This is a genomic window from Achromobacter sp. AONIH1 (assembly GCF_002902905.1).
Lineage (GTDB): Bacteria > Pseudomonadota > Gammaproteobacteria > Burkholderiales > Burkholderiaceae_B > Achromobacter.
In genome coordinates this window covers 3216265-3232370 of record NZ_CP026124.1, presented here as the reverse complement: position 1 = coordinate 3232370, position 16106 = coordinate 3216265, and the positions used below count along the sequence as shown (strand labels likewise).

The window sequence follows — 16106 nt, the reverse complement described above, 5'->3', positions numbered from 1 at the left end:
GTATAGAATCAACCCTTTTGGCCGACGCACATGTGGTTCAAGAACCTTAAGATCTACCGCCTTTCCTCGCCGTGGACGCTCGTGGGCGAGCAGCTGGAAGAAACGCTCGCGCGGCATGCCTATCAGGCCAGCGGCAGCGCCGGCGCCAACAATCTCGAAATGCAGAGCCTGGGCTGGGTGCCGCCGCGCGAGAACGGCGGACTGGCGCACGTGGTGGGCGGGCAGATCCTGCTGACGCTGCGCGCCGAGAAGAAGCTGCTGCCCGGCACCGTGGTCAACCAGGTCGCCAAGGCGCGCGCCCAGGAAATCGAAGAGCAGCAAGGCTACAAGCCGGGCCGCAAGCAGATGAAGGAAATCAAGGAGCGCGTCACCGACGAGCTGCTGCCGCGCGCCTTCAGCGTGTACCGCGACACCCGCGTCTGGATCGACCCGCAGAACCACTGGCTGGTGATCGACGCGGCCGCTTCTGCCAAGGCCGATGAAGTGATCGGGCTGCTGGCCAAGTGCATCGACCCGTTCCCGCTGGAAAACCTGTACGTGGCCCAGTCGCCCGCCTCGGCCATGACCGGCTGGCTGGCCGAGGACGAGGCGCCGTCCAACTTCACCATCGACCAGGACACCGAGCTGCGCTCGTCCGGCGAAAGCGGCGCGGCGATCCGATACGTCAAGCACTCCATCGACGCCGACGACGTGCGCCGCCACATCCAGTCCGGCAAGCAGTGCACGCGCCTGGCCATGACCTGGGCCGACCGCATCTCCTTCGTGCTGACCGAGAACCTGGACGTCAAGCGCGTCGCGCCGCTGGACGTGCTCAAGGAAGGCAACGAAGCCATCGCCGCGAACGACGACGAGAAGTTCGATTCCGACATGATGCTGATGACGGGCGAGCTGGCCAAGCTGATGGCCGAGCTGGTCGAGGCGCTGGGCGGCGAAAAGCGCGTCTGAGCGCCGCATCCCGGGACAGCCCGGGATGACCGAAGCCTGAATGCCAAACCCCCCGGGAAGCTGGATTCCGATCCAGCCTTCCGGGGGTTCTGCATTGTGCGATCCGACATCCGGCGCGCGCCGGAACAGCGTGGCCGCCAAGGTCTGGGCCCACGGCGGCCCAGGGGGCGCGGCGGCCCCCGCCGCTCAGGCCGCGACGGCCTGGTCGCGTCCGGCCTGCTTGGCGCGGTACAGCGCCTTGTCGGCCCGCTCGATCAGGTAGGCGTAGTCGGGATGGCCGTCGAACGAGGCCACGCCGATGCTGGCCGTGATCTTCAGATTGGCGGCCTCCGACACCGAGAAGGCGTGGCGGCGGATTTCCGCGCCCAGCTTTTGCGCGACCGGCATCGCGGCCTCCAGCCCCGTGTCCACCAGCACCACCAGGAATTCCTCGCCGCCGTAGCGGAACACGAAGTCGCTGGAACGACAGGCCTGGTGCACTACCTCGGCGAACTGGCGCAGCACCTGATCGCCGCCGCTGTGCCCATACTGATCGTTGATGGACTTGAAGTGGTCGATGTCCAGCAGCAGCACGGAAAACGCGGAATGCTGACGCGTGGCGATGGCGATCTCGCGGCCGATGACCGAGGGCAGGAAGCGCCGGTTCAACACGTTGGTGAGCGGATCGCTGCCGCTCTCGATTTCCGCCACCATGTCGAACAGACCGTTGAGCAGGTGCTTGATGCGCGCCACCAGTTCCTGCAGCTCGCGCACCAGGTCCGGCATGGCGCCCTGTCCCTCGGCGCCGCGCATCAGTCCGGGCAGCACCACATCATCCAGCCGCGCCACCGCTTCCATGATCTGTCGCAGCGCGGGCGCGCTTTCGAACAGCACGCCGCCCTTGTGGTGCAACCACAGGCCGAACTCCGAGGCCGCCAGGCGCGGCAGCACCTGCTCCGGCGCGCGGTAGTGCAGGCCGATCAGCACGGCCTGGCTCCATTCGAGCAGCGCGGCGCGCTGCCGCTCGCGCTCGGTGGAGATGTTCTGCCCCAGCGCGAACAGCCGGTAGGCCTCGTCGTTGCGCGCGCCGCGGTTGACGTCGCGCATGAAGGCGCGGCTCATCTGCTCGATCGCCAGGTCGAACAGATTGCAGACGTACTGCGTGGCCACCGACGCGGCCATGCCGTCCAGGTCGCTGGCGCGCAGGCGCAGCGCGATCTCGTTCTTCAGGATGCGCGCGCCGGCCATCACCAGATGAATGGGGATGTGCACGCGCGCGTGGACCTCGCCGACCTTTTTCTGCGTCGCCATCAGCGCCGCGATATCGCCCTGGTCGCGCACGCAGAGCAGGCCCTTGAGCCAGCCCTTCATGGCGCTGCTCAGGCGGGTCGAGACGATCTCGTGCGACAGGCGCGGCCCCGCCTCGGCATCGGACAACAGCGTGGAATAGAAGGCGTCGACCAGCGCGGTGGCGCTGTCGGACACCACGGCGGCGACCTGCCCCCGGGTGTAGGCGTCCACGGACTGGTAGACCGCCTGCCAGGCCTGCGCATTCGATGCGCTCAGATAGCAGGCCTGGCCGGCAACGGCGGGAGTGACGGGGATTGCGCTGCTGCTCGAAGACATAGGGGACCATCCGACCGGATCAGGGCCGCTAGCCCCGAAGCGCGCCCGGCAGCTGCGCGCGACACAAACTCGCCGCGGGGACATCCCGACGGCAAAACCAGCGCGGATTATGCTTCAAATCGCCCGGGGCGGGCCGCAAGCGCGGCCGCCCTGTAGGGAAAATCGGAACGGCGCGGATCAGTCCAGACCGTGGAAGGCCGAGTCGTCGGGACCGATGTGGGTGGGATGCTGCCACGTCACGTCGCGCATCGAATGCTGCACCAGCCCTTCCACGCCCAGCAGCACCGCGAAGATCGCCATGCGGATGGGGATGCCGTTGTCGGTCTGGCGGAAGATCGCCAGGCGCGGATCGTGGTTCAGGTCCACGCTCAGGTCGTTGGCGCCGGGCCGGCTGTCGCGCGGCAGCGGGTGCATCACGATGGTGTCCGGACCGCAGTATTCGTCGATGATGGCTCGGTTGATCTGGAAGTCGGGCGTGTAGCCTTCGTTCTCTTCGTTGGCGAAGCGCTCTTTCTGCACGCGCGTGGCGTAGATCACGTCGGCGCCCGCCAGGCCCTCGCCCAGCGAACTCTTCTGCTCGATGACGTTGCCGTTGCGGCTGGCCTGTTCGATGATGTAGGACGGCATCTCCAGGCCGCGCGGCGACACCAGCGAGAACTTCACGCCCTTGTACAGGGCCAGCAGCTTGATCAGCGAGTGCACGGTGCGGCCATATTTCAGGTCGCCGACCATGGCGATGTGGGCGCCGTCCAGCAGCTTGCCCAGGCGCGAGAACTCGGTGAGGATTGTGTACAGGTCCAGCAGCGCCTGGCTGGGGTGTTCGCCAGGACCGTCGCCGCCGTTGACCACCGGAATGTTGGTGGCGCGCGCGAATTCGGCCACCGAGCCCTGGTCGGGATGACGGATCACCATCGCGTCGACATAGCCGCTCATGACGCGGCTGGTGTCGTAGATGGATTCGCCCTTGGCCATGGACGAGAACGTGAAGCCGGTGGTGTCGCAGACCGAGCCGCCCAGGCGGCAGAAGGCCGAGCCGAAGCTGACGCGGGTACGGGTGCTGGCCTCGAAGAACAGGTTGCCCAGCACCGCGCCCTCGAGCACGCGCGAGATCTTCTGGCGACGCGCGATGGGCTGCATCATGTCGGCCACACGGAACAGGTCTTCCACCGATTCGCGGGTGAACTGGTCCACCGATACCAGCTGATGCTTGCCTTCGACGGCGATACGGTCACGCAGCGGACCGTCTTGTACGCTTTGCGTATATTTTTCCAGCAGCACGCCGTTCTGCACGATTTCGCTGACGAAGCGCTGCACCACTTCCGGCATGGCGCGGAATTCCTGCGAACCCTCGGGCAGCAGCCAGGTATCCAGCGCCCGGCGCTTGACGCCGATGCGGGTGGCGAAGACGTCGCGCGTCAGGTTCAGGCGTCGCATGGCGTCGCGCAGGAAAGCTTGCTGGGAGATGGTCATGACAGGCCCCGAGGAAGAGGATTTATATACGCACTGCGCATATTATTCTCAACGCAAGTGCAAGTCCAACACTTTTGCGCACACGGGTTTACCCGTGTTTTTTCCTAGACGCCGGTGTAGCCCGTCGTCACCGAGGCATCGGCCGTGGCGGCGGAACCAGCGGCCAGCCAGCAGGCGGCGCAGAAGCACAGCGCGCTCACGACATAGAAAAGCACGGCCAGCGCCTGGGCCGGCCAGTGCCGCCGGCCGGGCCGCAGGGTGTCGCCCTGTCGCAACAGGCTGGCCTGCGCCAGCCAGCCGAACAGCAGACCGCCGCAGGCGCCCAGGAAACCCGCCAGGTACAGCGCCAGCGGCGCCTGCAGATCGGGCGCGGCCACGTCCGAGCCGATCACGCCCAGCATGAAGAACACCAGCACCAGCGCCGCGCCGCCGTTAATCCAGGCCAGCAGGCGGAACGCGCCGGCGAACAGCGCGAACGCCATCGCGCCTGCCCGACCCTGCCCCGAGCGCGGCTCCATGATCAACCGCCCTGGCGGCAGGCCGGCGTCGCGCTCTCGATCGAGGCGCGGGCGGCGGCGATCTCGGCCTTGTCCCAGCGGCCTTCGCCGACCACGGTGATCGTCACCTTGGCCTTGCTCGGGCTTTCGGCTTCGGACGTGATCAGTTCCAGCACCTTGGCCTGTTCGCCCACCTTGTAGACCTGCACCTCGTCGGGCGCGCCCTTCTCGCCCAGCTTGGGCTTCCAGGCATAGGCGACGTTGTAGGGATGGGCGACGTTCACGTGGCAGGCGCGCACGTACTCGCCCGCGCGTCGGAACGCGGCCTGCGAATTCGTGTCGACGATGAAGGTTTCGTGCAGCGCGGTTTCGGCCTCATACACGCCGGTGCTCGCGCACCCGCCCAGCGACGCCGCCAGCATCGCGCCCACCATCCATACAGACTTGCGCATCATCGTTCCCGTTTCAGACTTTCGGATTCCCGCGATTATGCCAGCCCCGCATTCGTGACCGGCCGGGCACGACATGCGGCGCCCGCTTGCGGCCGTCAAGGCGGCGCACCGTCCGGGAGCCGACCGGCGATAAAAAAGCCGCGTCCGGCATGCCTGGGCATCCCGGACGCGGCCCTGCGCCGCCTGAACGGACGCTGGCGAGGCAGCCTACTTCTTGGCGGCGTCCTCGATCTTTTCTCCGCCGCGCTGTATATCCTTGCCCGCGCCCGCGACGGTATTGCAGCCCGCCGAAAGCGCGGCGATCGAAAGCAGCATGACGAGAAAGACTTTGTTCTTCATGGAGTTCTCCTTTCCTGGCTTAAAAACCGAGCCCAGCATACCGCAAAGCCCGCGTCTTGAGCATCGGCCATCCGCCCGCGAAAGCGGGCTCGCCGCCCCCGGCCGAAGCGCCCCCGGCCGACGCTCGCTTGCCCTTGTCGCGCATTTCACGGCAATGCATTAGGATGCACGAATGACCAAGACATACGCATCGACGGCCGGCGCTACGGCCCCGAAAAGCTGGGGCTGGGAACAGCCTGGCTGCCGGGGTCCGGCGGCGCTGGCCCTTTTCATCGACGACCTGCATCGCATCCTGCAGGAACACGCGGCCGGCAAACTGGCTTCGTGCAGCACGCTGGCGGACGCCCAGTCCCAGGTGGACGCGCTGCTCGCGCGCTACAACGACATCGCCCGCGCGCCGGAAGTGTTCCAGGGGCAGTCCGTCGAACTGAAAGAAGGCGTGGACCGCAGCGGCGTGTCCCACACCGTGCCTATTTTTTCGCCGCGCCTGAAGCAATCGCTGGTGTCGATGCTGGGCGGCAAGCCCAGCTGACACCACCACGCCCGCCAACCTGAACAGCTTGAGAGGGAGACCGCAAGATGAATACGGATAACGTCGTGGAATTTCTGCGCCAGCTGTCGCTGGACGTGTCGCTGGGCGCCGCCGCCCAGCAGGCCGCGAGCCAGCGCGACGCGCCGCTGGCGCTGGCGCGCCTGGCCACGGCGCACGGGCTGCCTTGCAGCGCGGCCGACTGGTCCGCATTCACCCGTGGCTGCCTGGACGAATCCAACGCCAGCCTGACCGACATCGAGGCCGCGGACGCGGTGATCTGGCAGCTGGTTCAGGATCCGGGCCAGGGTTCCCGCGTGGAAGCCAGTTCGGTTACCCGGGTCATCGGCATCCTGGCCCAGGACGGCGCGCCGCCCGTGGTCGGCCAGGTGGTCAGCGACCTGGCCCCGCGCGCCGCGCCGGCGAGTCCGTCCATCCTCACCAGTTCCTGAAGCCTCAATCCCCGCGTGGCGCGCCCAGGTAGGCCGCCACGCCATCCGCCACCGCCAGCCCGCCCGCCATGCAGGCAGTCAGCAGATAGCCGCCGGTGGGCGCCTCCCAATCCAGCATTTCGCCAACGCAGAACACGCCGGGCATGGCGCGCAGCATCAGGCCCGGCGTCAGCGCATCGAAGCTCACGCCCCCCGCCGTGCTGATCGCCTCGTCGATCGGACGCGCGCGCTGCAACGGCACCGGCAGCGCCTTGATGCGCACGCCCAGCAGGGCGGGATCGCGCAGCGCCTGCTCGCCCGCGCATTCGCGCAGCAAGCCCGCCTTCACGCCGGTCAGGCCCAGCCGGCTCTGCAAATGGCTGGACAGCGAACGCGAGCCGCGCGGATGCGTCACCGCCGCCATCACTTTTTCCTGCGGCCAGTCTGGCAGCAGATCCAGCACCGCGGTCGCGCGGCCATCGGCCTGCAGGCGATCGCGCAACGCCGCCGACAGCGCATAGACCAGGCTGCCCTCGATGCCGCTGCGCGTGACCACGAACTCGCCCTGCCGCGCCTTCGCGTCATCGCCGCAGCGCATGGACACCGGCTTGACCGGCTGGCCCGCGTAGCGCTCGCGGAAATGTTCCGACCAGTCCACGTCGAACCCGCAATTGGCCGGCCGCAACGGCGCCACGGCAACGCCGCGCGCACGCAGGCCCGGCGCCCAGGCGCCATCCGAACCGAGGCGGGCCCAGCTGCCGCCGCCCAGGGCCAGCACGACGGCATCGGCCGAGGCGCGACGCTCGCCCTCGGGCGTATCGAAACGCAGATCCGCGGCGCCGCCCGCCGCATCCTCGGGCCAGCCCAGCCAGCGGTGCCGCATGTGAAAGCGCAGGCCGGCCGCGCGCAGCCGCGCCAGCCAGGCGCGCAGCAGGGGCGCGGCCTTCATTTCCTCGGGGAACACGCGGCCCGACGTGCCGACGAAGGTGCGCACGCCCAGGCCATGCGCCCAGTCGCGCAAGGCGGCGGCATCCATCCGCGCCAGCCATGGCGCGACCTGCGCGGCGCGATCGCCATAGCGGGCCAGGAACGGCCCGGCCGGCTCGCTGTGCGTCAGGTTCAATCCGCCCCGGCCCGCCATCAGGAACTTCCGGCCGACCGACGGCATGGCGTCATACACATCCACGCTGTAGCCCCGGGCGGCCAGACCCTCGGCCGCCATCAGGCCGGCAGGACCGCCGCCGATCACGGCCACGCGCCCGGGCCTGGCGTCGCCCGTCACCACGCTCATCGTCCCGCCCCCGCGCGTCCGTCGCGAGCGACGAACGCCCGCGAGCAGTCATGGCGGAACAGGCACGGAAATACGGAGCAACGTGGCGGAATCATGGCGTGGGAAAAACAAAAAAAAGCGCCGCGGGCGGCGCGGCGGCTGCGATTGTCGCATGGGGGTGGTGAACAGGGACCGGGCGCCGGATCGGACACTTATTGAGCGCCGGCGCCAAGCCCTTGTTATTACGTCACTATTTACACATGCACAGCGGCTATCCCAAGGCTTTTCCACAACCGCTGTGGGCAACTCGTCAGGCCCGCGCCGCCTGCATGGGGCCGCCCCAGGGCTCGGCGTCGAGTTCGAAACGGATCTCCTGGTAGTCGCCGTCCACCGCCACGGTGCGCAGCAGGCCCGCGCCCAGCGCCTGTCCGAGCGCCCGCCTGCACAGCGTCTCGGGATCGTCGGCCAGCGACTGGAACACGCCGTCCGGTATGCGCAGGCGCAGCAGCGCCAGGGGGTCGCCGCCATCGGCCGGCCTGCCGATATGAATATGGGCGGGATAGCCGTGCGGGCACCAGATGCCCACGTGATACTTGCCTGCATCGCCCGTGTCGGCGACATAACCGGGATGATCGTATTTTGCAGTACCCATGCACCCTCCTTGTTCGCGGCCAAGCCGCAGGCTGAGACCATGGTAGCTCAGCACCGCCCCGCCGTGCGCCCGCAAGGTATCGGGGAAACTCCGGACCACGCTTGCGCTTGACCTGGCGCAAGCGGCGAGGCAGCCGGGGACCCGCGACGCGCGTGCTAGGATGGCCCGCTACCCGCGCGCCCTGCGCGGCGCGCGCCGCCATGCCGGCGCGCGCCCATGACACGACTGGAGTTCCGCCTGATGGTGAAGATCGCCGACATCGGCAATTTCGAGACCGTGCCGCCGTTCGTGGCGGCGCTGCTGGCGGGCGACGTCGCCGCGCTGGACAGCGCCCTGGCCGAAGGCTGCGATATCGAGACCGCCATCGTGCTGGGCCCGCACACCAAGGAACCCCCGCTCATGCTGGCGCTGGCCGCCCATGCCACCGCGTCCGTGCACTGGCTGGTCGAGCGCGGCGCCGACCTGAACCGCGCGGACGCGCCCGCGTTTCCGCTGGCCGCCCGCTACGGCACGCCGGACCTGATGCGGTATCTGGCGGCCCACGGCGCCGACATCCACGCCCGGCGCAAGGTCGGCGGCGACGCCTACCAGCAGGCGCTGTACGGAAAGAAGCTCAAGCACCTGCCGGTCATCGAGGCGCTCGGGCACACCGTGGCCATGCATGGCGGGGAAGCCTTCCGCTCGGCGGTATTCAATCGCAACCGGCAGGCGGTGGATTTCTTTCTCGCGCATGGCGTGGACATCAATTTCGGCGCCCGCGACCAGGTGTTCTCCGATAGCGCGACGCCCCTGCTGGTGGCCGCCCGCAATCGCGACCTGAACCTGTGCCGCCTGCTGGTGGAGCATGGCGCGGACGTATCGCTGAGCAATCGCGACGGCGACCGCCCCTATACCGTCGCGGTCGAGCAGGACGACGCGGCGCTGGCGGCGTACTTCAAATCGCTGGAACCCCCGGAATTGCACAGCCTGGCCAACCGGCTGCATGAACTCAAGCCCTACAAGCTGCCGCCGGACCTGCTCGATTTCCTGCAAGGCGCGCAGCGACGCATCGAACTGCCGGACTGCGATTTCGGTTTCGTGGAGTTCTTCGCGCTAACGGACACGGTGCCGATGCAGGCCGGCCGCAAGAAGGTGCTGCGCCTGAGCCGCTCGTCCGGCGACTATTCCGACACCCTACTGGTCTGGAATCCCAAGACCCAGCGCATCGGCTACTGGGATATCGAACACGAGGAGTACGGCGATATCGCCACGTTCCAGGATTTCATGGCGGAGCCGGCCCTGCACATGAATCGCGTCGCCGACGGCGAGTACTCGGAATGACGGCAACGCAAGCGGCTCATCCAGGCGATGAGCCTAAGCCGAGCGCCTGCGCGCGGGCATTGCTTGATCATCGCCCGGCGGCATGAGCCTGCGCGGACCGGTTCCGCCCGGGACGACGCGAAGGACAAGCCTGCCATGGCCGGAACGCGGATAGCAAAAAGCCCCTACGCTTGCGCATTCGGGGCTTTTTATCGCGCGGCCGTCAAATGGCGACGCTGCTGAAACTGGTTGCGGGGGCAGGATTTGAACCTACGACCTTCGGGTTATGAGCCCGACGAGCTGCCAGACTGCTCCACCCCGCGTCTGATGTGTGAATCATACATCATTTTGAAATGTTGTGCAGCGCATCGACTCCGCCCCCGGTTTTTTGACGCGCCGCGACGCCCGTCAGCAGCGCCAGCCCACCCCGCAGCAAATGCCCCAGACGGGCCATCCAGCCCGGCGGATTCAGGCATACCAGTTGGGCGGCGCCGATGGCGGTGATGCGCAACACGCCGCCGTGCCCCACGCCCTGCGCCTCGCCCGCATTCAGGCGCAGCGGCGGGCACGGCGCGCCGTTTTCGGCCAGGCGCGGCGCATCGATGAGCAGGCTGCCGCTCAGGCAGACGATGTTGGCGCCGGCCCGCAGCAGGAATGTCCGCGAGGCGCCGCTGGCCAGATCCAGGCGCGTCGTGTGCGGCCCGGGCGGGGAATTGGGGTTCATGATCATCTCCTGTCGATGCTGACAGGCTACGCCGGCCCTGCTATGCGCAACAGCCACACATCCCGGCTTTCTGTACCGATGCAGAAGCTCGATTTCCTTGCTGTTATGGTGTACTTTGGCTGCATCTGTGCCTAGCCGCCATCCACACACGGGGAGCATGATCGGCGCATGGAATCGCAACCGCTCTATCTCCGCCTGGCCAATCACTACCGGCGCGCCATCCAGAACGGCGTGCTTGCGCCGGACCAGCGCATGCCCTCGGTCCGCACCCTGGTCCGCACCCACCATGTCAGCCTGTCCACGGCGCTGCAGGCCTGCCGCCTGCTGGAAGACGACGGCCTGATCGAGGCGCGGCCGCGTTCCGGCTATTTCGTGCTCAAGCCCCGGCGCAACGGCATACCGCCGGTGGCCGAGCCGGACATCCGGCAGGCGCTGGGCGCCGCCCAGTACGTGGGCATCCACGACCGCGTCTCTGACTTCATCGCCAAATGCGAGGCCCATCCTGTCAGCGCCAACTTCGCGCTGGCGGCGGCCGTGCCCGAGGCCTACCCCATGGAAGAGCTGAAGCAGGCGATGATCCGCGCCCTGCGGCAATCGCCACAGATGCTGGTCAGTCCGGTGCCGCCGCAGGGGCATCCCGAACTGCGCGCGGTGCTGGCCCGCCGCGCGCTGGCCAACGGCATCAACGCCAGCGCCGATGATGTCATCGTCACGCATGGCTGCATCGAGGCGCTGAACCTGGCGCTGCGCGCGGTCGCGCGGCCGGGCGACACGATCGCGGTGGAATCGCCCTGCTACTTCGGCCTGCTGCAGATCCTGGAAAGCCTGGGCATGCGCGCGCTGGAAATCCCCACCAGCCCGCAGCATGGCCTGTCGATCGAGGCGCTGGACCTGGCCTTCCAGACCCACGGCAACATCCGCGCCGTGGTGGTCGTGCCGAACTTCCAGAATCCGCTGGGCTGCGTGATGCCGGACGCGGAAAAAGCCCGGCTGGTGGCGCTGTGCGAACGCCAGCAGGTGCCGCTGATCGAGGATGACACCTATGGCGCGCTGACCGACGATGACGCGCCGCTGCCCGCGGCCAAGTCCTGGGACCCTACCGGCAACGTGATCTATTGCGCGTCCCTGCACAAGACGCTGGCGCCGGGCATGCGGCTGGGCTGGCTGCTGGGCGGGCGCTGGAAGGCGCGCATCGCCATGCTGAAATTCGCGCAAAGCCGTCCCAACGAACCGCTGGCGCAGATCGCCGTGGCCGACTACCTGGGATCGCGCGCCTATGACCGGCACCTGATCCGGCTGCGGCGCGAACTGAAAACGCAACGTGACCGCAGCGCCGAACTCATCGCCTCGCACTTTCCGCCTGGCACGCGCCTGAGCATGCCGCGCGGCGGCATGCTGCTGTGGGTCGAGATGCCCGGCGGCCGTTCCGGCATGCGCGTGTTCGAGGAGGCATTGCGTCAGGGCATACGCGTGGCGCCGGGAGCGATGTTCTCCAACAGCGGCCGCTACGAACACTTCCTGCGCATCAGCTGCGGCCAGCGCCACACGCCCGAGATCGACCGCGCCCTGCTGACGCTGGCGCGCATCGTCGAAGCGGGGCGGGCGTGACGCGCGCCCCTGGGAGGCCCTCGCCATGAGCCCTGCGCTGCACGAGTTCATCGCCAACTACGGCCTGTGGGCGGTCCTGGGCGGCACGCTGCTCGAAGGCGAGAGCGTGGTGGTGTTCGCCGGATTCCTGGCGCACCAGCACCTGCTGCGCCTGCCGGGCGTGATGCTGTGCGCCTTCGCCGGCTCGCTGATCGCCGATCAGGCGCTGTTCTACCTGGGCCGGCGCTGGCGCGATCACAGGCTGGTGCTGCGGCTGCGCGCCAAGCCGGCCTTCGCCAAGGCGCTGGCGGCGGTGGACCGGCATCCCGACGGCTTCATCCTCAGCCTGCGCTTCCTGTACGGGCTGCGCACGGTGGGACCGATCGCGCTGGGCGTGTCGAACGTGCCGGCGCCGCGCTTCCTGGTGCTCAACGTGGTGGCGGCGGCCATCTGGGCCGTGTGCTTCAGCCTGCTGGGCTATCTGTTCGGACAGACCATCGAGTCGCTGCTGGGGCGGCTGCATGGCGTCGAAACCAAGCTCGCGGCCGCGCTGGCCGTGGCGGCGGTGGTGTGGCTGGTCCATCGCTGGCTGGCGAAACGCCGCCGCTGATGAAGCGGAAGGCGCCGTGCCTTGACCGTCCAGGGCGACTCAGGCGCGCCCCCTCACACCAGCAACCTGCCGCCGACCCGCAGCACATGGCGGCGGCGGGCCTTGCGATACCAGCCGCCGATCAACGGCAGCAGCGCCAGGCGGCGCAGGATGGGATGGCGCTGGTCGAAGTCATGCCAGGCCTTGAAGTCATGCCCCAGGCGCTCCCAGCTCTGGCGCGCCTCGGGAGAGAGTTTGCCGGGGTCGAACGCCGCCAGCTTTGCCGCTTCCGAGATCCTGGCGTAGGACGCCCGGCCCGGTGTTTCCAATCGATACTGATTCCGCATGGGGGCGCATATTACCCGGCTTGAGGCCCGCATGGCGGCTCCCTCTGGCGCCCGGCCGACGCCATTGTTGAGCAGTGCGGTCAAGCGCTTGTAATGAAAGGGTTTTTCCAGGCTGTACCCGCACTATCCCAAGGCTTGTCCACAAAAGATGTGGGTAACTATGCCGCGTGGCTGCGGCAGGGCCGGGCCAGGGACAGCGGCCGTGGATCCGGCGCGCCGCGCCATCACTTGAGCGCGGCCACGATCTGGTCGCGCACGCTCTCGAACCCGGCCACGTACTGCGGGTTCTCGGAACGGGCCAGCAGACTGGAATAGTTCTGCTCCAGCTGCGCCTCGATGGCCTCGCGCAGACCGGGCGAGGACTTGGCCAGATGCAGCATCGACAGCAGCGTCGCGTTCAAGGCATCGATGCGTCCGCCCTGGTGGGAAATGGTGTGGACGATGACGGCGATTTGTTCCTGGATATCCATGGCGCTTGCTCCTGGCGGTATTGGGGTCGGCGCAAATCCTAGCACGGCGCCCGGCGCCGGCCGGCCCCCTGGGCAAGGCCGCGATGCCGCGCTAGCATGAACACGGCGCGGCCGGGCCCGCAGCGGCCGCAAGGCTAGTGTGCTGTCCCGTACGTCCGCATGACGAAATTCATCCTGCGGGACAGCACACCAGGCATGGAGGCGCGCATGAAGACGATCCAGAACTATCTTCCCCCGGATGCCCAGGCGCTGCGGCGCCTGCAGGACAGGCTGGGCCATGGCGACGCGCAAATGGCCGAACTGGCCGGACTGGACGCGGCCGTCCCCTGGCGCAGCTACATCGGCGGCCCCGAGCCGCGCGCCCTGGGTCGCCAGCGGCTGTTCTACATGATGGCGCGCCAGGTGCTGGACGAAGCCCAGTGGCGGCGCGTGCTGGCGGCGATGCGCGAGGCCGGCGCTCGCTTCGACTACGACGATCCCGCGCCCGCCAGCGCCCCGGCATCCGGCGATCCCGCGCCGCCCGAGGCCGCCGAGGAGCACAAGTTCGGCATGCTGCTGGTCAGCGGCGGCGGCGCCTTCCACGAAATGGAGCAGCTGCGCGAGTTCGCGCACTTCGCCCACGAGGCCGGCGTCAGCGGCCTGGTGCGCCGGGCCTACTACGACAGCGGCATCGACCTGTGCCGCTTCACGCTGGCCGACGATCCCACGACCGGCGAAGCGGCGCGCGATCGCATCTTCGATGCCGCGCGCAAGACCATCACCCGCTTCGAATTCGGCGGTCGCATCTACCAGGGCGGCATCCCGCCGGAGTCGGATGGCTGAACCGGGCGGGCCGAGGCAGCGTCGCGCGCCTGGGCCCGCCCGGACGCGCCCGGACGATCGGGATCGCCGCCGCGCCAGGCGCATTGACGCGCGCCGGCCCGCCCTGTAAGTTCGTCACTCCGCCCGGCACCGGCCGGCCGCCAGCGACGTTTCCGCGCATGAACGAACGACTCGACGCCATAGACCGGCAACTGCTCAGCCTGCTGCAGGCCAACGCGCGCGAACCCGCCGCGATCCTCGCGCGCAAGCTCGGGCTGGCCCGCACCACCGTGGTGGCACGCATCGCGCGGCTGGAACGCGAGCATGTGGTCGCGGGATACGGCGTGCGGCTGGGCCGCCTGCTCGAAGAAGCCGCGGTGCGAGCCTACTGCTTCATCAGCGTCCTGCCCAAGACGCCCGCCGCCGTGATCCGCGAGCTGGAGCGCATGCCCGAGGTCGAGGAAGTATCCTCGGTCAGCGGCCCCTACGACTACCTGATCTTCCTGCGCTGCGAAACGCATGAACAGCTCGACGCGCTGCTGGACCGCATCGGCCTGATCGACGGCGTCAAGCAGACGCAGACGTCCATCGTGCTGAGCCGCAAGGTCGACCGCCGCAGCGCCGTGGCCGCGCCCTGAGGCCATCGGCGCGGTCATTGGCCGCGCCGGACGCCGCGCGGCGCGGCCCGCGCCGTGTTGTAATCTGGGAAACACTCCCAACCGGACATTCCATCCCCATGCTCGCACGCCTTGCTCCCGCCGCCGCCCTGCTCGTTCTGCTGTCCGCCTGCGCGGGCATGAGCGAAGTGACGCAGGTCGACAAGCACACCTACAGCGTCACCAACAGCGCGGGCGCGCGCTGGCTGACCTGGGTCGAGCTGAAGAACCAGACCCTGCAGCGCGCCGATGAATACTGCCAGTCGATCAACAGCAAGCTGGTCAAGCCCAAGATCACATCCAACAGCGCCACCGGCCTGACGCCCAAACGCGCGACCGTGACCTTCGAATGCACCGCCGTCGAGCCCAAGGACAACGGCAACGGGAAGACGCAGCAGTAAGCCGCCGGCGCTCCCGGGTGTAGCATTTGCCCAAGCAAGCCTTTCCCTACGCATATCGTGAACACCAAGCTGCCCGTGGGCATCACCATGGGCGATGCCGCCGGCATCGGCCCTGAAATCGTCGTCCAAGCCTGTGCGCAGGGCCTGCGCGCGCCGCATGTGGTGTACGGCGACGCCGGCGCGCTGCGCCGCGCGGCCGCCACGCTGGGCGCGCGCCTGGACGTGGTCGAGATCGCCACGCCCGCCCAGGCCAGCCTGCGCGCCGGCCTGATCGAGGTCATCGGCCGCGGTCCCGCCCTGCCCGCCGACCTGCCGCCGGGGCAACTCAGCGCCCTGGCCGGACGCGGCGCCTACGACTACGTCTGCGCCGCCATCGACGACGCCCAGGCGGGCGCCATCCGCGCCATCGTCACCGCGCCGCTGAACAAGCATTCCATGCACCTGGCCGGCATCGACTATCCCGGCCATACCGAGATCCTGGCCGAACGCTCCGGCACGACGGACTTCGCCATGATGCTCGCCAATGACGAGCTGCGCGTGCTGCTGGTGACCATCCACGTGGCGCTGGCCGACGTCATCGCGCGCATCACGCCGCAGGCCGAGCTGAGCGCGCTGCGCCTGGCCGACCGGGCCTGTCGCCAGATGGGCATCGCGCGGCCGCGCGTGGCGGTCGCGGGCCTGAATCCGCACGCCGGCGAAGGCGGCAAGTTCGGCCGCGAGGAAATCGAGGTCATCGAGCCCGCCATCGCCCAGGCCCGCGCCGAGGGCATCAATGCCAGCGGTCCCTGGCCGGGCGACACCATCTTCATGCGCGCGCGGCGCGGCGAGTTCGACATCGTGGTGGCGCAATACCACGACCAGGGCCTGATCCCCGTGAAGTACCTGGGCCTGGACCATGGCGTCAACGTCACGGTGGGCCTGCCCTTCGTGCGCACCAGCGTGGACCATGGCACGGCATTCGACATCGCCGGCAAGGGCGTGGCCGACCACGCCTCGCTGGTCGCCGCATTCGACCTGGCGCTGGCGATGACGCCATAGCGGC

At 68.5% G+C, this 16106-nt stretch carries 20 protein-coding genes and 1 tRNA gene; 10 read left to right on the top strand and 11 right to left on the bottom strand.

Going from position 1 to position 16106, the window contains the following annotated elements:
- Positions 1–30 precede the first annotated feature (30 nt).
- Positions 31–945 carry a recombination-associated protein RdgC gene (locus C2U31_RS14820; protein ID WP_103273456.1) on the top strand — a complete coding sequence of 305 codons (915 nt, stop codon included), beginning with the start codon at positions 31–33 and terminating at the stop codon, positions 943–945.
- A 186-nt stretch (positions 946–1131) separates the two neighbouring features.
- Here C2U31_RS14820 and C2U31_RS14815 read toward each other — a convergent pair whose 3' ends face one another.
- From C2U31_RS14815 to C2U31_RS14795, 5 genes are all read right to left on the bottom strand, one after another.
- Positions 1132–2550, bottom strand: a complete 1419-nt coding sequence (locus tag C2U31_RS14815; protein ID WP_103273455.1) for a diguanylate cyclase — start codon at positions 2548–2550, stop codon at positions 1132–1134.
- 177 nt (positions 2551–2727) lie between these two features.
- Positions 2728–4020, bottom strand: coding sequence for an aspartate carbamoyltransferase (locus tag C2U31_RS14810; RefSeq protein ID WP_103273454.1), 1293 nt, complete (start codon positions 4018–4020; stop codon positions 2728–2730).
- Positions 4021–4124: 104 nt separating this feature from the next.
- A complete protein-coding gene (locus tag C2U31_RS14805) occupies positions 4125–4538 on the bottom strand; it encodes a hypothetical protein (protein WP_103273453.1) in 414 nt (137 codons plus the stop codon).
- Positions 4539–4540: 2 nt separating this feature from the next.
- Positions 4541–4969, bottom strand: coding sequence for a BPTD_2524 family lipoprotein (locus C2U31_RS14800; RefSeq protein ID WP_103276379.1), 429 nt, complete (start codon positions 4967–4969; stop codon positions 4541–4543).
- 207 nt (positions 4970–5176) lie between these two features.
- Positions 5177–5308 (bottom strand): entericidin A/B family lipoprotein, encoded by a 132-nt coding sequence (locus C2U31_RS14795; protein WP_103273452.1) that lies wholly within the window; start codon positions 5306–5308, stop codon positions 5177–5179.
- 172 nt (positions 5309–5480) lie between these two features.
- On the opposite strand from C2U31_RS14795, the gene C2U31_RS14790 reads away from it, so the two are divergent.
- Together C2U31_RS14790 and C2U31_RS14785 are read left to right on the top strand one after the other, a co-directional pair.
- Positions 5481–5840 (top strand): hypothetical protein, encoded by a 360-nt coding sequence (locus C2U31_RS14790; protein ID WP_103273451.1) that lies wholly within the window; start codon positions 5481–5483, stop codon positions 5838–5840.
- 47 nt (positions 5841–5887) lie between these two features.
- Positions 5888–6289: a hypothetical protein gene (locus C2U31_RS14785; protein WP_103273450.1), complete on the top strand. Its 402-nt coding sequence runs from the start codon at positions 5888–5890 to the stop codon at positions 6287–6289.
- 4 nt (positions 6290–6293) lie between these two features.
- Here C2U31_RS14785 and C2U31_RS14780 read toward each other — a convergent pair whose 3' ends face one another.
- Entirely contained in the window at positions 6294–7559 is a 1266-nt protein-coding gene (locus C2U31_RS14780; RefSeq protein ID WP_103273449.1) for a TIGR03862 family flavoprotein, read from the bottom strand.
- A gap of 289 nt (positions 7560–7848) precedes the next feature.
- Positions 7849–8190 carry a hypothetical protein gene (locus tag C2U31_RS14775; protein ID WP_103273448.1) on the bottom strand — a complete coding sequence of 114 codons (342 nt, stop codon included), beginning with the start codon at positions 8188–8190 and terminating at the stop codon, positions 7849–7851.
- A 216-nt stretch (positions 8191–8406) separates the two neighbouring features.
- Between C2U31_RS14775 and C2U31_RS14770 the strand changes: the two genes are divergently transcribed.
- Complete coding sequence (locus tag C2U31_RS14770; protein WP_199771007.1) at positions 8407–9510, top strand: ankyrin repeat domain-containing protein; 1104 nt, start codon at positions 8407–8409, stop codon at positions 9508–9510.
- A 225-nt stretch (positions 9511–9735) separates the two neighbouring features.
- On the opposite strand, the gene C2U31_RS14765 is transcribed toward C2U31_RS14770, so the two are convergent.
- A tRNA-Met gene (locus C2U31_RS14765) sits at positions 9736–9812 on the bottom strand.
- Between the two features lie 20 nt (positions 9813–9832).
- Positions 9833–10219: a hypothetical protein gene (locus tag C2U31_RS14760; RefSeq protein WP_158658380.1), complete on the bottom strand. Its 387-nt coding sequence runs from the start codon at positions 10217–10219 to the stop codon at positions 9833–9835.
- A 162-nt stretch (positions 10220–10381) separates the two neighbouring features.
- Here C2U31_RS14760 and C2U31_RS14755 point away from each other — a divergent pair, with 162 nt between their 5' ends.
- Both C2U31_RS14755 and C2U31_RS14750 read left to right on the top strand, forming a co-directional pair.
- The gene (locus C2U31_RS14755) at positions 10382–11821 is read left to right on the top strand and encodes a PLP-dependent aminotransferase family protein (RefSeq protein WP_103273445.1); all 1440 of its coding nucleotides are present in this window, start codon (positions 10382–10384) and stop codon (positions 11819–11821) included.
- Positions 11822–11846: 25 nt separating this feature from the next.
- Positions 11847–12410 (top strand): DedA family protein, encoded by a 564-nt coding sequence (locus C2U31_RS14750; protein ID WP_103273444.1) that lies wholly within the window; start codon positions 11847–11849, stop codon positions 12408–12410.
- Positions 12411–12463: 53 nt separating this feature from the next.
- On the opposite strand, the gene C2U31_RS14745 is transcribed toward C2U31_RS14750, so the two are convergent.
- Positions 12464–12736, bottom strand: a complete 273-nt coding sequence (locus C2U31_RS14745) for a hypothetical protein (RefSeq protein ID WP_103273443.1) — start codon at positions 12734–12736, stop codon at positions 12464–12466.
- 224 nt (positions 12737–12960) lie between these two features.
- Positions 12961–13206, bottom strand: a complete 246-nt coding sequence (locus tag C2U31_RS14740; RefSeq protein ID WP_103273442.1) for a hypothetical protein — start codon at positions 13204–13206, stop codon at positions 12961–12963.
- A 207-nt stretch (positions 13207–13413) separates the two neighbouring features.
- Here C2U31_RS14740 and C2U31_RS14735 point away from each other — a divergent pair, with 207 nt between their 5' ends.
- From C2U31_RS14735 to pdxA, 4 genes are all read left to right on the top strand, one after another.
- Positions 13414–14028: a hypothetical protein gene (locus C2U31_RS14735; RefSeq protein ID WP_103276378.1), complete on the top strand. Its 615-nt coding sequence runs from the start codon at positions 13414–13416 to the stop codon at positions 14026–14028.
- Positions 14029–14186: 158 nt separating this feature from the next.
- On the top strand, positions 14187–14645 hold the full coding sequence (locus tag C2U31_RS14730; RefSeq protein ID WP_103273441.1) for an Lrp/AsnC family transcriptional regulator: 459 nt from the start codon (positions 14187–14189) through the stop codon (positions 14643–14645).
- A gap of 98 nt (positions 14646–14743) precedes the next feature.
- Positions 14744–15064 (top strand): hypothetical protein, encoded by a 321-nt coding sequence (locus tag C2U31_RS14725; RefSeq protein WP_103273440.1) that lies wholly within the window; start codon positions 14744–14746, stop codon positions 15062–15064.
- A 57-nt stretch (positions 15065–15121) separates the two neighbouring features.
- Positions 15122–16102: a 4-hydroxythreonine-4-phosphate dehydrogenase PdxA gene (gene pdxA, locus C2U31_RS14720; RefSeq protein ID WP_103273439.1), complete on the top strand. Its 981-nt coding sequence runs from the start codon at positions 15122–15124 to the stop codon at positions 16100–16102.
- Positions 16103–16106 lie beyond the last annotated feature (4 nt).